This is a genomic window from Flavobacterium sp. JAS, from assembly GCF_020991455.1.
GTDB lineage: Bacteria > Bacteroidota > Bacteroidia > Flavobacteriales > Flavobacteriaceae > Flavobacterium.
The window spans coordinates 324,464-340,090 of record NZ_JAJMOX010000007.1 but is presented as its reverse complement, the minus strand read 5'-3'; the positions used below and the strand labels follow the sequence as shown (position 1 = coordinate 340,090).

The following is a 15,627-nucleotide window of genomic DNA, read 5'->3' as shown; positions in this document are numbered from 1 at the left end:
AAAAGGGTATCCAAAAATACAGATACCCTTTTTTAGGCCTTGAAAACACTGGATTTTTTAAAACACCGACATGGGTTTGGAAAATTTGTCAGCAAATTGTGACGGAGTTTCTCCGTATCTTTTTTGGAAACATTTGCTAAAGTATTTCGGATTGTTAAAACCAACTTTATAACTCACTTCTGAGACGTTTAATTTGTTTTGTTCCAAAAGTTGAGCTGCACGTTTTAATCGTATTTCATGGATAAATTCGTTTGGCGTATAATTGGTCCAAGCTTTAATTTTCAAAAATAACATCGTGCGACTAACACCCAATTCTGAACAGAAAAACGGAATATCAAAAAGCTCGTTTGAGATGTTATCTTCGACAATCTTAAATGCTTTTTTTAATAATTCTTCATCAAGTGAAGAAACCGTGATTTCTGAAGGAATAAAACTCTCTTGGCTTGAAAATTTAAGTCTTAGTCTCTCAGTAGAATTCAACAGATTTTTAACCCGAAGTGTAAATTCCATTAAATTAAAAGGCTTACTAATATAATCATCGGCGCCGCTTTCCAAGCCTTCAAATTTATAGACTAAGGATGATCTGGAAGTGAGTAAAATAATGGGAATATGACTTGTTTTTAGATTCTCTTTTATCTTAGAACAAAGTTCAGTTCCTACCATCTCGGGCATAATAACATCGCTGATAATTAAATTCGGAACAAATTGCAAAGCCTTTTCCAGAGCCACTTTTCCGTTATCAGCCTCGATAATATTATAGTCTTTTTTGAGTAAGTTTTTCATGAAAGTTCGCAGAACCTTATGATCTTCAACAATCAGGATTGTTTGTTTTTCGGCGCTCACTACAAGATCGTCAATATCTTCATAAGTTGATATTTCCTGCGTTTGAAGCTGCGCCGTATATTGCGCAATATCATCGCTAATTTTAAAATCTTCGATAATTTCGCTCTCTAAAAGATGCGCACGACCCAGGGGAAGCGTCACTTTAAAAACAACGCCATTTGGTTTTTTATTAACCACATCGATGCTTCCTTTATGAAGTTTTACAATGTTTTTGACAATAGAAAGTCCAATTCCTGTTCCTTTATTGTAATTCTTCTGAAGGTTATTGTGCAGGGGAACTTCGAAAAACAAATCAAAAATCTTATCGATATGCACCTCAGCAATTCCAACTCCTGAATCTTCTACTGCAATAAAAAGGTTCTGGTGATCGTGATTGATTTTTATGTTGATGTTTCCACCTTTTGGAGTATATCTAAAAGCGTTTGAAATCAAATTATAAAAAACACGCTCTAATTTGTAGCGATCAAAATAAACCAATATTTCTTCTTCAGAGGATTCAAATGTATAAGTATAACCGCCGTCTTTGGCATATTCTATAAAAGACAAAAAGATTTCTTTAGTGAATTTTACAATATTTCCACTGGCCGATTCCAGGGTAACCTGATCATTCTCGAGTTTTCTAAAATCCATTAAACGATTAATCAGACTCAAAAGGTGATTCGCACTTCCTTCGATAACCAGCAGTTTTTTGTACATTTCATTTGTTCCGTTATAATCGGCCAAAATCTGTTGCAACGGCCCTAAAATCAAAGTCAAAGGCGTTCTGAATTCATGCGAAATATTGGTGAAAAAATCCAGTTTTGCCCTGTTGTTTTCTTCGATACGTTTGGTTTCCAGATACTCTAATTCCAGTTTTTGTTTCAGGCTCGCTTTGGATTTCATAATCCAGATAAGACCGTATAATCCTAGACCTATAACAAGACCGTAGCATAAAAACGCCCAGATACTACGCCATGGAGCAGGTTTTACAACAACGGTCAAAGTAGTAGCAGTGCGATTCCAAACACCGTCATTATTAGCGCCACGAACCTCAAATCGATATGTTCCCGGATTCTGAATTGCAAATATGGCTTCGGTATTTTTGGTTATCGTCCAGTTGTTTTCTAACCCAATTAAACGATAACTGTATTGATTGTTTTTGGACCGGATGTAATTTGGAATCGCAAAACTAATTGAGAAATTTGCCTTGTCGTAATTCAGTGTTATGTTTTTGGTATAACCAATGCTTCTCTGGAGAATTTTATCTTTCCCATTTGGATTAATGGTCTCATTTTTAATTTTCAAACTTGTAATTAAAACCTGAGGCGCATAATTGTTCAAAGAGATTTTCTTGGCATCAAAATACGTAGCTCCGGAGGGGCTTCCGAAATAAAACTTATTGGAATCTAATTTTAAAGCTGCATTGTCATTAAATTCATTACTGGCCAAGCCATCTTTTTGGTCATAAAGAACCATCTTCTTTAGCGTCGTACTGTATTTTATAATTCCCTGATTGGTACTAATCCAAAGGTTTTTCTGGGCATCTTCTAAAATAGAATGAATCGAAGTGATAATGGTGTTTCCTACTTTAAGATTGATTTTGTTGAATTTCTTTCCATCAAAATAATGTAATCCTTTGGCTTTAGTTCCCACCCAAACTTTGTTTTGACTGTCCTTAAATAGCGTCAGTATATCATCGCCAGAGAGAGCTGAAGCATCAAAAAAGTAATGTTTTATTATATATTTATTTTCCTTAAAATCCTTTAGCGAAATAGAATTCAAACCGTTTTGAGTTCCAATCCAAAGTTTGTTTTTGTCTACCAGAATCGTTCGAACGATATTATTGGTCAGAAAATTGGCAAAAGCCGTATCGTTGCCAATTACCTGAAAAGTTTTAGCAATGGTGTTGTATCGAATCAAACCTTTGCCAAAAGTCCCAATCCATAAAATTGAGTTTCCTTCTGTCTTAAGCGAATAAACACCGCTTTCTTTGAGTAGATCACTTAAGCTTGGTGCAATTCTATTGTCTTCAATTCTTTTGGAAATCGTGTTATAAGCCGATAATCCTTTAGAGAAAGTTCCAATCCAGAGAATATTATCCTCAGAGAGACACATTGATTTAATATCATTTTTATTGGTCCTATACGTTTTGCTGTTGATGTAACTTACCCCCTGGGTATTTTGATTGAAAATCGTAATTCCCCCGCCTTCAGTTCCAAAATAAATATTGTGATTCTTATCTGAGATAATCGAACTAACTACATCAAAACTCATGGGAATCTTTTTCGAATTCTGATTGTAGTTGGAGAAATTCACATTGGAGACATCCCAAATATTCACGCCTTTGTAATAACAGCCAATCCAAACCGAGCCTTTTTTATCAATAAACACCGATTTGACCTTATCGATTGTGTTGTTATTGGTACTGTTATTTATTTTTTGAATGTTTTTGTCTTTTGCTAAAATATAGATTCCGTCATAAGCTCCAACCCATAGAGAACCCTCTTTATCAAAGGCCAGAGAACGAATATCAGTATTGATTTCTTTGTATTTATCATCAGATAAAAAAGAAACAAATTTATGAGCGGATTGATCAAATTTTAAAAGCCCTTTATTTTTGGTTCCAATCCATAAATTACCTAAATCATCTTCTTTGATAGCTTGAATATTTAAAAGATCAGCACTATTTAACGGGTAATTTTTAAAAATAAATCTACCGTTTTTTCGGCTTGTAAGCTCGCAGAGGCCTTTGGTAGTTCCAATCCAGATTTCTCCTTTTTTTGTTTTTAAAATAGAGGTAATATTATTACTGGCCAAAGTAGAATTATCAGTATCCGAATGAAAAACAGAAGTAAAAAATCCTGTTTTCTTATTGTAAATCGATAATCCTTTTGAAGTTCCAAACCACATTTCACCGCCAATTTCCTTGATCGACCAAATGGCATTTGCGCTTATGGTGTGATTGGTTTTGTTGTGCAGATATCTTTTAAAAGTATTGGTAAGGGGATTATAACAATTAAGTCCGTTATAAGTTCCAACCCATAATTGCCCCAGATTATCTTCTTCAATCGATAAAATATCATTGTTGCTGATTGATGATTTATCCGTAACATCATTTCTAAAAACAGTAAATCGGCTGCCGTCATATTTATTGAGCCCGTCACGGGTTCCAAACCACATTTGCCCAAATTTATCCTGATGTATAGCAATAACAGAACTCTGCGAAAGCCCGTCAGTAGTAGAGATGTTTTTGAGACGATATTTATTTTGAGAGAATATATTCCCTGAAATAAATAGGAAAATTAGAAAGGCTATTTTGTATTTCATAGCTTTTTTTTTAGGTGCAACTCTTTTAAATTATTTCTTCAACCGCTTTTTTAATTGATACTCATACAACGAAGGAACTTTGTCCATGGGTGTATTTAGAAACTCAATATAAGGGTCAGGATCATATTTTACTTCGAATTTAGCATTTCCATTCACGCCAATAATTCTGGCAAATGGTCCATCTTTCATTCCGTAAAGTAAAACGGGTTTTGTGATTTTTTCAGGATTGTTAACCTGAACAGTCAGATTCCAAAAAGTACTGAAAGGTCCGTGTGACGGTTTCCAATAATCGGCGCCGCCACCGCCAAATAAGGCGTAACTATTATTGTTATCCGGGGTTAAATGAACTGTTATATTGTCGAATAAATTTTGATGATTTGCCCCAGAATGTTGATCTAAAACCGGATCAGCAAAGATTTCACTATTCAGGTATACATTCTTAGTTGCAAAAGTGTTGAAACTTAGCGGATGAACAGACTTATTATAAATCTTCAGATTCTTAACCAGAACATTATGAACGCCGCCCAAAGTCACCGTATAATGCGCCATATGAGATCCCTCAGTGACGATATCCTGAATCGTTACGTTCGAAATTTCTTCACCCAAGATTCCGCTGTCAGCATTGGTAATTATCACATCTTTGACCCAACTATTAAAAACGCGGGTTAAAAATATCGCATTGTTTCCCGGTTCAACGTGATGCGCCACTCTTGGAATATCAGGAAAAGTAAAACGAATATGTTCAATTCCCACTTCGTTTAAATGTTTCCACTGGACTAGTTGCGCCTGATAACTTGGTTTGATGGAAATTGTCAAAGGCGTTTTTATCGTTATTTTAGAACCCGAAATTTTTACGATTTCAACTTGTTGTCTTACAATTGGAAGTTTTGGAAATTTCCAATGATGAGAACCTGGTTTTACATTGGCGCCTTTGTATAAATCCTTGATGATTTCGCCATTTTCTCCGTCTTTATTGAATAGTTGAAGCTCTACAATATCACCAACTTTTATGTCTTTAACCTCTGAAACAATGATAGTATTCTCGCCCATATTTCCCGAACTTACTCTGGCTAAAAAACTCGGCGTAGGTTCGTATTTATCCAAATATGATTTTACACGTTCACCCGGAATCTGAGTCCAGATAAATCCACCTGACCAGGCATATTGCGAGAAAGGCAAATCTATATTGTTTTCAGCTTCGCGTTGTCTTTTGTCAAACGTGGTTAGATATTCTCTGAGTTCAGCCAGTGATTCCGGATCTTTAAGATACATCATAGGCCTTGGAAAGTAAATTTCGGTTCCGTTTTCGCCAGAACCCGTGCCACGAAGTACAAAATTGCTTCTTTCGATATAGACAATATCACTGAGAATAATTTTCCCGGCTGGCAACTGCAAAATTACATCTCCTTCAACAGCATTTGCGGCTTTTACAGCCTTTAATAAAGCTTTAGAATCATCTAAACCATCATTAGCTTTTACACCAAAATCTACGGCATTTATAATTGTTCCCTTAGCCTCAGCAAGTTGGCTTTCGCCGAAATGATAGCCCGCATAACTAAAGTCCGGAAGATAATTAGTCAGAGGTTTTTGCGTAAGAATCTTAGGCAATTCTTGACTAATTGCATTAATACTGATGAAAAGACTATAACAGATAAAAAGGGCTTGAGGTTTCATGTTTTATTTTTTTATAGTTTAAGAATTGCCCAGAGATTATAGCTCAATTACAGATCAGTAATGAGTTTATATTTTGGAACGAGTGTTTTCATAATACTCCATGCCAATAAATAGGCTAAAGCACAAAGCACAAACATGATGGTATAACCAGTTTCAATATGTCCTAAACCCTGGTAATAATCAAATAAAGCCCCACCAAGTTTAGACACTAATACACCGCCAAGTCCGCCGGCCATTCCGCCAATTCCTATAATTGAACCGATAGCTTTTTTAGGAAACATATCAGAAACTGTGGTAAAAATATTGGCCGACCAAGCCTGATGCGCTGACGCTCCAACACCAATTAATAGTACCGGAATCCAGAAACTTATGTAACCCAAAGGCTGAGCAAGAAGTACAAACAAAGGGAAAATTGCAATAATAAGCATCGCTTTCATTCGGGCTTCATAAGGATTGTGTCCTTTATTGATAAAATACATAGGGAAATAGCCACCATAAATACTGCCAACCATTGTCATACTGTATAAAACAGCCAGTGGAATGGTAATTTGGGTTTTTTCCATCCCGAATTGAGCTTCTAGATATTTAGGCAACCAGAATAAAAAGAACCACCAAATTCCGTCGGTCAAAAACTTTCCAATAGCAAAAGCCCAGGTTTGTTTATAGCTAAGAAGTTTAAGCCATGAGATTTTCTCAGGTTTTGTATTTTCTTCAGAAGGTTCTTGAAATGCGTCTCCTTCAGAGATATAAGCAAGTTCCGCGGGAGACATTCTCTTTTGGTTTGTAGGTTTTTCATACAAAACATACCAGAAAAACATCCAGATAAAACCAATAGCTCCAATGATAATAAAAGACATTTGCCAACCCCAATGCACTGCAATCCATGGTACCGTTAACGGCGCTAAGATCGCCCCAACATTTGAACCAGAATTAAAGATTCCCGTTGCCAGAGAGCGCTCTTTTTTTGGGAAATATTCGGCAGTAGCTTTGATTGCCGCAGGAAAGTTTCCTGATTCTCCAAAGCCCAAAAAAGCTCTCGAGATCATAAATCCTGCAATAGAAACCGGAACGGCTCCAATGCCAACCCAAAGCAATAAGTTATTGAAAGTACTACCAATCGGGATGGCATAAGCATGCATAATTGCTCCAATTGACCAGATAAAAATCGCAAGAATATAGCCTAATTTTGTCCCTAGTTTATCTATTAATCTTCCTGCAAATAACATCGAAAGGGCATATACAAACTGAAAAATGGCTGTTATATTGGCATAATCAGTATTACTCCAGTTAAATTCCTCAGATAGACTCGGAGCCAGCAGGCTCAGTACTTGTCTGTCGAGATAATTCACTGTAGTGGCAAAGAAAAGTAACCCGCAGATGGTCCAGCGGTACTTTCCGATAGGTTCGGTTTTGATAGTCATGATAGTTAGTTAAGAGCATTTTGTTTTTAAATTGTAAAAGTTTGGGGTGGTTATAAAAAAGTTGTTTTCCGAACTTTTTTCCTCAAACTGAAATCTTATTTTTTATTGTTTTTCTGAAAAATTAAAATAACGCTGGGCATTACCACTGCAAATATTTCTGACCAGTTCACCAATAAGATTTATATCATTTGGCAACTGACCATTTTCAACTTCATTTGCTAAAATATTAGATAAAATACGTCGGAAATATTCATGACGCGGAAAAGACAAAAAGCTTCTCGAATCTGTTACCATACCAACAAATCGGCTTAATAACCCAAAATTCGATAAGACATTTAATTGTTTTTCCATTCCGTCTTTTTGATCCAGAAACCACCATGCAGCGCCGTATTGCATTTTACCCGGAATTAAATCATCATTAAAATTCGCAGCCATAGAGGCAAAAACTTCACTGTCACCCGGATTCAAATTATAGACAATTGTTTTTGCCAAACCGTTTGCAGAATTAAGTTTATCAAAGAAACCGCTCATATTATCAGCCATATTCAAATCTCCAATAGAATCAAATCCCTGATCAGGACCAAGTAGTTGCATCATTTTGCTGTTATTATTTCTGATGGCCCCTACGTGAAATTGTTGCGCCCAAGATCTTTTATGATTCATCAGTGCAATTTCAAAAAGTACTGCCGATTTGAACTTTTCGATCTCAATGGTACTCAATTCAGAAACATTTAATCCTTTTTTGAAAATGGTTTCTATTTCTGATTCGGTATAAGTTGACGCGTAAAATTTGATATGACCGTGATCCGAAATTCTACAACCCATTTCATGAAAAAAGTCATGTCTTAAAGCAATGGCCTTTATAAAATCTGTATATTCTTTTATAGCAAAACCAACAGCAGATTCGAGTTTCTGAACCCAGTTTACAAAGAGTTGTCCTTTTTCAATTTCAGTGGCTTTATCAGGTCTGAAAGAAGGTAAAACCAAAATTTCGAATTGATCGTCACGAATTTTTTGATGAAATTGCAAATCATCTGTGGGATCATCTGTGGTTCCCACAACCTTCACGTTCATTCTTCTAAGCAGGTTTTTAACGCTGAATTCAGGCTTTTTTAGCAATTCATTGCAAGTATCAAAAACTTCTTGAGCCGTGTCTTTATTTAATAATAAATCAATTCCAAAATAGCGTTTGAGTTCCAGATGCGACCAGTGATACAAAGGATTTCTTAAAGTATGTGGCAATGTTTGAGCCCATTTTTCAAACTTCTCAAAATCGGAGGCATCTCCGGTAATATATTTTTCAGAAATACCATTGGCGCGCATCGCCCTGTATTTATAATGATCACCTTCAATCCAGATTTGAGTAATAGTTGTAAACTGACGATCTTGGGCAATATCCTTTGGAGACAAATGACAATGGTAATCTATAATTGGTTGTGCTTTGGCAAAATTGTGATATAAGGAAATAGCTGTTTTATTATACAGCAAAAAATCCTCGGTTATAAATGGAGTAACAGACATAAAATATTTTTTTACAAGCTTTTTTTAATTCCCATTTCAAGGCCTCTTAATTCCGCCAAACCTCGCAAACGCCCAATTGCAGAATAACCAGGATTTGTTTTTTTATTCAAATCATCGAGCATTTGGTGACCGTGATCCGGGCGCATTGGTAGCGAGCTATTATTTCTTTTTTCAACCTCAATAATGGCTTTTACAACTTCATACATATCGACATCGCCTTGAAGATGATTGGCTTCAAAAAAGCTGCCTTCCTGATCTCTTTGGGTACTTCTTAAATGAATAAAATTCATTTTATCACCGTGACGTCTTATAATGCCCGGTAAATCATTGTCGGCTCTTACCCCGTAAGAACCTGTACACATTGTAAATCCGTTTGATTTTGAATCGGCCGCGGCCATGAGTTCTACTAAATCTTCTTCGGTACTTACCACTCTTGGCAAACCTAAAATCGGGTAGGGCGGATCGTCAGGATGAATCGCCATTAGAACGCCTTTACTCTCTGCAACGGGAATAATTTCTTTCAAAAAGAAGAAAAGATTTCTCTTCAAAGCGGCCCGGTCAATATGATTATAACCGCTGAGAGTCACCAAGAAATCCTCTACTGAATACGCTTCTTCAGCTCCAGGGAGTCCGGCAAGAATGTTTTGCTGTAATTTTACCTTATCTCCCTGGGTCATCGCTTGAAAGTATTTTGTAGCTTTTTCAATCTGAACTTTCGAATACTGTTTTTCAGCCTTTGGTCTTTTGAGAATAAACAATTCAAAAGCTGCAAAAGCATTAATATCAAAACGCAATGCCTTTGATCCGTCTGCAACTTCATAAGCCAAATCAGTTCTCGACCAATCTAAAACCGGCATGAAATTATAGCAAACACATTTGATTCCGCACAAAGCCAGATTGCGAATACTTTCTTTATAATTCTCAATATATTGAAGGTAATTTCCCGTTTGTTTTTTAATGTCTTCATGAACAGGAATACTCTCTACAACTGACCATGTTAAACCAGAAGCACCTTTTTTAGGATCTCCGTTTTGATGTTCAATTTCAACTTTTCGTTTTATGATTTCGTCAATACTCCAAACTTCTCCGTTGGCAATATGATGTAATGCCGTGACGATTCCCGTGGCTCCGGTTTGTAAAATATCTTGCAGAGAAACAGGATCATTTGGTCCGAACCATCTTAATGTTTGTTCCATTTTTTAACTTATTTTGTTCTAAATACTCGATGCTGAAAATCCACCATCAACTTTTATAATAGTTCCCGTTACAAATTTTGACATATCGCTGCATAAAAATAAAAGCGCTCCGTCAATATCTTGGGGCTTTCCAAATCTTCCCATGGGAGTATGATCGATAATCTTTTCGCCTCGAGGTGTTAATTTTCCCTCTGGAGTCAATAATAAAGCCTTGTTTTGTTCTCCTATAAAAAAGCCCGGAGAAATGGCGTTTACACGTATTCCTTCGCCATACTTTGAAGCCAGTTCAACCGACATCCATTGCGTGAAATTATCAATAGCCGCTTTTGAAGCCGAGTATCCCACAACTCTCGTTAAAGGTCTTTGTGCCGATGCCGATGAAATATTGATGATGATTCCTTGTTTTTGTTTGGCAAAAAGCTCCGAGAATACTTGCGATGGCAACATGGTGCCAATTATATTTAGATCAACTACTTTTTGTAGATCGTCAACCCTCATGTCATAAATCGCCTGATCCGGACTTATCGTCGCGCCGGGCATATTTCCGCCCGCAGCATTGATTAAGATATCCAAACGTCCGTATTTCTGCAGGATCAAATCTTTGGCTTTTTCCAGTTCTTCCTGGTTTAAAACATTGGCCTGAATCGCAAAAGCTTGTCCGCCATTTTGTTCAATTGCTTCTACAGTTTTATTGGCTTTTTCAATAGATTGAGAAACGATTCCCGTGATAACGCCTTGTTTGGCCAAAACATTAGCAAAATTGCTTCCCAGTACGCCGGCGCCGCCAGTTATAAGAGCTATTTTACCTTTAAGATTAAATATTGAATCCATATTTATTTTTTATGATTTTTCCAATTTTGTTTTATGGAATGATTTTCTTTTTTAAGAAGAAACATAGTTTTTCAATGCGTAAAAACTATGTTTCTATGTGTTTGAAATAAATTACACAGCGCTTTTTTTCGCACTTTTTATAATTTGAACAATTTCAATGGCTTTTTTAACTTCATTTTCAATTAGAGTGAAATCGCCTTCCTGCATGCGTTTTTTACCAATTAGCTGGCTTCCCATTCCAACGGCCGAAGCTCCGGCAGAAAACCAATTATTGATGTTGGTGTAATTTGATTCAACACCACCGGTTGTCATAAAATAAAGCGATGGAAAAATGTCTTTTATGCTGTTTAAAAAATCAGGGCCTAATATATTTCCTGGAAAAAGTTTAATGAATTTTATTCCCGCATTTTCTGCGGTAATAATTTCCGTTGGAGTCATACAACCAGGACAGTATAATATTTCTTTACTTTTTAGGAATTGCCAAACCTCAGCAACAAAACCCGGACTGATAAAAAAGTCCGCTCCAACGGCATGAAATTCTTTTGCCTGATCCAGATTTTTTATAGTGCCAATTCCCAACAACATTTCAGGCATTTCGGCATTTCTAACAGCAACCATTTTCTGAAAATTCGCCAAAGCTTCAGAGCCTCTGTTGGTGTATTCTACAGCTCTGATTCCAGTTCTGTAAAGGGAACGTAACACTTCAATACTAATATTCTCATCAGTATTAAAATACAAAGGCAAAATCCCTTGCCCCGAAATAATCTCAATCGTGTTTTGAATTGTTTTCATGACTTTATATTTTAACTTTAATAACTATTTTTTTAAGCATCCCTTCGCCAATCATAGCTGCGTGAACATCTTCGGGAAATAAAATGGCAAATTGTTCTTGCTGTAATTGAAAAAACATATCGGGTTTATCATCAAAAAAGCGAACGTCTCTTTGCTCACTATAATCGCCATTGGGGTTAATGCATTTTTCTCTTGGTTTCCAGGCAAAAGTTTCCGGCCCTTTTATCGAAATCTGAATGTCAATATTCTGATCGTGACATTCAAAACCTTTGATACTTTCTTCGCGGGTTGTCCCCTTATCAACAATTACAATCACTTTTAAACCTTCTGCAATTTCAAAGGCGCCTTCTTCAAGAGCTGAAATATCATTCTCTTGGACATACTCAAATGCCTTTTTAAAATTGGGGTGTAAATCGTAATATTTTTTTGCGTTGTGCAATGAATCTACTATCATTTTTTTGTTTTTATATTTTAAGTTAATACACAGAAAGGTAGAAGTTTAAACTTAAATAAGTGTTTCATTTTTTCTAAAATATTGTGGACGAATGTTAAAAAAATATTATTTTATTTTGTATCATCTTTTAGAAAAAAACTAGGTTTCTATTGTATTAAAATAATCAGTGTTAATCTGTAAAATCGCTCTAATGGGTGGACAAATAAATTACCGAATAACTCGTCCGCCACCGGCACCGTTCATAAGCGCCGTAACATCATTTACACTTGATAAATTAATATCTCCCGGTATCGAATGTTTTAGGCAAGAAGCTGCAAGAGCATATTCAAGTGTTTCTTGATATGACTCTGGCCAAGTTACTAGTCCATAGATTAATCCTGCCATAAATGCATCTCCTGCACCAATTCTGTCAATAATGTGTGAGATCTTATATTCTTTAGATTTCAGCAGTTTTCCATCATTCCATAAAACCGCTCCAATTGTATTGGATGAAGCATTGGCATCATAACGCATTGTAGAGACAATTGTCTTTAGTTTTGGAAATTGTCTTTTCCACTTATTAAAAACAGCATCAATACTTTCCGAGGCTTCAATTTTGATGTTCAGACATTTTTCAGAATCATCAGAACCACCCAATAATACATCACAATACTGAACCAAATCAGGCATAATTTCAGAAGCCTTTTTACCATAATTCCACAGGGTAGGGCGATAGTTTAAATCGGCTGAAATGGTTAACCCTAATTTTGAAGCCGCTTCAAGTGCTTCTTTAGATAATATAGCTAGATCTTCAGTTAATGATGCTGTTATTCCTGACCAGTGAAACCAATGGGCATCTTTGAAAATAACTTCCCAATTGATCATTCCTTTTTTAAGATCGGCAAACGAAGAAGCATCTCTGTCATATAAAACTTTTCCGGGTCTCTCAGAAGCTCCTTGTTCAAAATAATAAACTCCTAAACGTTTTCCTTGTTTTACCGCAATTGGTTCTACACCATACGAACGTAATTCGCTTAAAGCGGAATCTCCTAGTTCATTATCAGGAACCGAGGTTACGAATTTCACATCACATCCAAATAAAGCCAATGACGCGCCAACATTTGCTTCGGCGCCACCATAATGCGCTTCGAACGTTCTTGATTTATAGATTTTTGAATGGTTAGCAGGTGAGAGCCTTAGCAGGATTTCACCAAAAGTTATGATTGTTTTTGACATAGGTGTAATTTTACGTGTACGCACACGGGTTGTTGCAAATGTATATAAAAAGTTAACTAAAACAACTTATCTTTGATAAAAAAAATTAATTTTACATTCTTAGTAGAATCTTTTTAACTTAAAATCAATCAATATCATAACGATTAAAAAAATTGCAGAACTAGCCAATGTTTCTCCGGGAACCGTTGACAGAATTATCCATAATCGTGGGCAGGTGACTCAGGAAAATGTCGATAAAGTAAATGCTATAATCGAGCAGTATGGTTATAAGCGAAATATTCTGGCGAGTAATCTGGCGCTGAATAAAAAGTTTCATTTTGCCGTTTTTCTGCCTAAATACGAAGATCTGGAATATTGGAAAAGTCAAATTTTAGGAATAGAAAAAGCGGCAGTTGAATTCAGTAAATTTGGAATTGTATTGGATTATTTCTTTTATGATTTTACTATTTCTTCCTTTAAGGAATCGGTAAAAAAAGTACTGGAATTTAATTGTGACGGATTGTTATTTGCGCCTATTTTTTACCAGGAATCAGTTCGTTTTTTAAATGAATACGAAAAGAAAAATATTCCGGTGGTAATGATTGATTCGAATATTAAAATCAATGAAAATCATGCTTATGTTGGGCAAGATGCTTTTCAGAGCGGATATCTGGCAGGAAGATTAATTAGTTTTGCCGTAAAAAACGAAAGACAAGTATTGATCTTTAAGATCACCAGAGAGATCGAAAGCACATCTGTTTATCTGCAGCGTATTGATGGTTTTTATTCCTTTTTCAAAGATCATCAGGAGCTTCAAAACTTCAAATTTTCAGAAGTTACCATCAAAGATTCCGGAATCGATCAATTGAATTTAGAAATGTTCTCAGGTATAAATAGTGTTTTTGTACCCAATTCCAGAGCTTATATTGTAGCTCGATTTTTAGAACAAAACAACATAAAAGGCGTCCGAATTATTGGCTATGATTTACTAAAAGACAATATCGAATATCTCAATAAAGGCATAATTGATTTTCTAATCAATCAAAGACCCGAAGAGCAGGGATATATGGGAATAAACCATTTGTACAAGAAATTAGTGCTTCAGGAACCTGTTGAAGACACACATTATATTCCACTGGAAATCATTTTAAAAGAGAATTATTCTCCAGCTAAGAAAACGGTTTAATGGGTCAAAGTGGTGGGTAAAAAACATTTTACATCTTTTTCACCCTAACCACAAGGGGATTATTTATTTTAGAAGCAAACAAGCTCAAATAGGCTTCCCATTCTTGTTTGGTTTGAAACGGACTTCCTTTTTTCCATCCAAAACCAGCATAATAAATTACTTTACTGCTTTTGACAGTTAGGTTTGCGTACAAATTACTTAGGTCTTTATCGGTTGTAATATAATTGTCAAAGCCGATTAAAGTACCTTTTGGAGCAACCAAACCAGTTCCTAATTCTGAGTCGTCAAGAGGTTCCCAATGACTGATCCAGCCTTCTTTGATATTAGTTTCAATGATTCCTTTTTTCTCATGAAGGGTTAATCCGGCGGCGATTTCTTTAGTGCCTTTAATGCTGATTTCAAAGCGAGAAAGATAACTTCCGTAGTCAAGGCTAATGAGTTTAGATTCGGTTATTTTGTTGCCTTTTGCATCCCAGGCAGCATAAGTAAGGATAAAACTGGTTCTGATAGGTCCTGTGGTAATGGTTTTCCAAGTGGTGAAATTCTTGGAAAAATAGTATTTGTCATCTACTTTAACGGCAATTCCACCAACGCCACGGCTGTCTCCAACATGAAAATTATCCAAACCTTCGCCATTATCTTTATGATAACTTCCAGTGTTTAAAGTTGCCATTTCGTACCATTTATTGATAATTGGATAATCGACTCTTTTTAGCCAGGCATCAATTCCGCTGGTTAAAGTTCCACCTTCAAGATGATCTTCGACCATTTTTTGAGCAGTAGGACCGTAGGTTCTAAAGGCAACTTTATTGTTTTCCCAAGCATAATCGTCTATTCTCTCAGGAACAAATCTCGAATAACAGCTGACCGTTTTTGTTGTCTCTGGATTTTTAGCGATCAAAACCTGAAAATCTTTTTGCGATAAAGCGGCAATTTTGGGCTGAAATAATAATACATCCATGGTACCATCTGCGTTAGTATCTACAACCTGACTATCTAAAAAATTGCTCGAACCGGATTCTTTTATCACATAATTGTCCAATCTTGCCGAAGAAGGTAATCCAAGAGATTTTTTAGTTAATTCGATCGTTTCAAATTCCCTGTCAACAGGGAGAGAATTAGTTACGGTTATCATTTTATTTTGCGAATAAGCAGCAAAACAACTTGCCAAAATTGCGGTTAGTAAAAGATGTTTTTTCAAAATTTCAA

General features: G+C 35.9%; 11 protein-coding genes. 1 reads left to right on the top strand and 10 read right to left on the bottom strand.

Going from position 1 to position 15,627, the window contains the following annotated elements; genetic code table 11:
* Nucleotides 1-57: 57 nt before the first annotated feature.
* From LPB88_RS12555 to LPB88_RS12515, 9 genes are all read right to left on the bottom strand, one after another.
* On the bottom strand, nucleotides 58-4,149 hold the full coding sequence (locus LPB88_RS12555) for a two-component regulator propeller domain-containing protein (RefSeq protein WP_230716035.1): 4,092 nt from the start codon (nucleotides 4,147-4,149) through the stop codon (nucleotides 58-60).
* 30 nt (nucleotides 4,150-4,179) lie between these two features.
* Complete coding sequence (locus tag LPB88_RS12550) at nucleotides 4,180-5,823, bottom strand: hypothetical protein (protein WP_230716034.1); 1,644 nt, start codon at nucleotides 5,821-5,823, stop codon at nucleotides 4,180-4,182.
* 47 nt (nucleotides 5,824-5,870) lie between these two features.
* A complete protein-coding gene (locus LPB88_RS12545; RefSeq protein ID WP_230716033.1) occupies nucleotides 5,871-7,244 on the bottom strand; it encodes an MFS transporter in 1,374 nt (457 codons plus the stop codon).
* Between the two features lie 102 nt (nucleotides 7,245-7,346).
* Complete coding sequence (gene uxaC, locus LPB88_RS12540; RefSeq protein WP_230716032.1) at nucleotides 7,347-8,765, bottom strand: glucuronate isomerase; 1,419 nt, start codon at nucleotides 8,763-8,765, stop codon at nucleotides 7,347-7,349.
* 11 nt (nucleotides 8,766-8,776) lie between these two features.
* Entirely contained in the window at nucleotides 8,777-9,961 is a 1,185-nt protein-coding gene (uxuA, locus tag LPB88_RS12535; protein WP_230716031.1) for a mannonate dehydratase, read from the bottom strand.
* An 18-nt stretch (nucleotides 9,962-9,979) separates the two neighbouring features.
* Nucleotides 9,980-10,792 (bottom strand): SDR family oxidoreductase, encoded by an 813-nt coding sequence (locus LPB88_RS12530; RefSeq protein WP_230716030.1) that lies wholly within the window; start codon nucleotides 10,790-10,792, stop codon nucleotides 9,980-9,982.
* Nucleotides 10,793-10,903: 111 nt separating this feature from the next.
* Nucleotides 10,904-11,584, bottom strand: coding sequence for a bifunctional 4-hydroxy-2-oxoglutarate aldolase/2-dehydro-3-deoxy-phosphogluconate aldolase (locus LPB88_RS12525; RefSeq protein ID WP_230716028.1), 681 nt, complete (start codon nucleotides 11,582-11,584; stop codon nucleotides 10,904-10,906).
* 4 nt (nucleotides 11,585-11,588) lie between these two features.
* Nucleotides 11,589-12,038, bottom strand: a complete 450-nt coding sequence (locus LPB88_RS12520; protein WP_230716027.1) for a YhcH/YjgK/YiaL family protein — start codon at nucleotides 12,036-12,038, stop codon at nucleotides 11,589-11,591.
* Nucleotides 12,039-12,245: 207 nt separating this feature from the next.
* Nucleotides 12,246-13,253 carry a sugar kinase gene (locus tag LPB88_RS12515; protein WP_230716025.1) on the bottom strand — a complete coding sequence of 336 codons (1,008 nt, stop codon included), beginning with the start codon at nucleotides 13,251-13,253 and terminating at the stop codon, nucleotides 12,246-12,248.
* 127 nt (nucleotides 13,254-13,380) lie between these two features.
* Here LPB88_RS12515 and LPB88_RS12510 point away from each other — a divergent pair, with 127 nt between their 5' ends.
* Entirely contained in the window at nucleotides 13,381-14,418 is a 1,038-nt protein-coding gene (locus LPB88_RS12510) for a substrate-binding domain-containing protein (RefSeq protein ID WP_370635833.1), read from the top strand.
* A gap of 28 nt (nucleotides 14,419-14,446) precedes the next feature.
* Here LPB88_RS12510 and LPB88_RS12505 read toward each other — a convergent pair whose 3' ends face one another.
* Complete coding sequence (locus LPB88_RS12505; RefSeq protein ID WP_230716023.1) at nucleotides 14,447-15,619, bottom strand: DUF4861 family protein; 1,173 nt, start codon at nucleotides 15,617-15,619, stop codon at nucleotides 14,447-14,449.
* Between the last annotated feature and the right edge of the window lie 8 nt (nucleotides 15,620-15,627).

Coding starts and splice junctions, on each gene's coding strand:
- LPB88_RS12555 (WP_230716035.1), bottom strand. CDS start 4,149: ATGAAATACAAAATAGCCTTTCTAATTTTCCTATTTATTTCAGGGAAT.
- LPB88_RS12550 (WP_230716034.1), bottom strand. CDS start 5,823: ATGAAACCTCAAGCCCTTTTTATCTGTTATAGTCTTTTCATCAGTATT.
- LPB88_RS12545 (WP_230716033.1), bottom strand. CDS start 7,244: ATGACTATCAAAACCGAACCTATCGGAAAGTACCGCTGGACCATCTGC.
- uxaC (WP_230716032.1), bottom strand. CDS start 8,765: ATGTCTGTTACTCCATTTATAACCGAGGATTTTTTGCTGTATAATAAA.
- uxuA (WP_230716031.1), bottom strand. CDS start 9,961: ATGGAACAAACATTAAGATGGTTCGGACCAAATGATCCTGTTTCTCTG.
- LPB88_RS12530 (WP_230716030.1), bottom strand. CDS start 10,792: ATGGATTCAATATTTAATCTTAAAGGTAAAATAGCTCTTATAACTGGC.
- LPB88_RS12525 (WP_230716028.1), bottom strand. CDS start 11,584: ATGAAAACAATTCAAAACACGATTGAGATTATTTCGGGGCAAGGGATT.
- LPB88_RS12520 (WP_230716027.1), bottom strand. CDS start 12,038: ATGATAGTAGATTCATTGCACAACGCAAAAAAATATTACGATTTACAC.
- LPB88_RS12515 (WP_230716025.1), bottom strand. CDS start 13,253: ATGTCAAAAACAATCATAACTTTTGGTGAAATCCTGCTAAGGCTCTCA.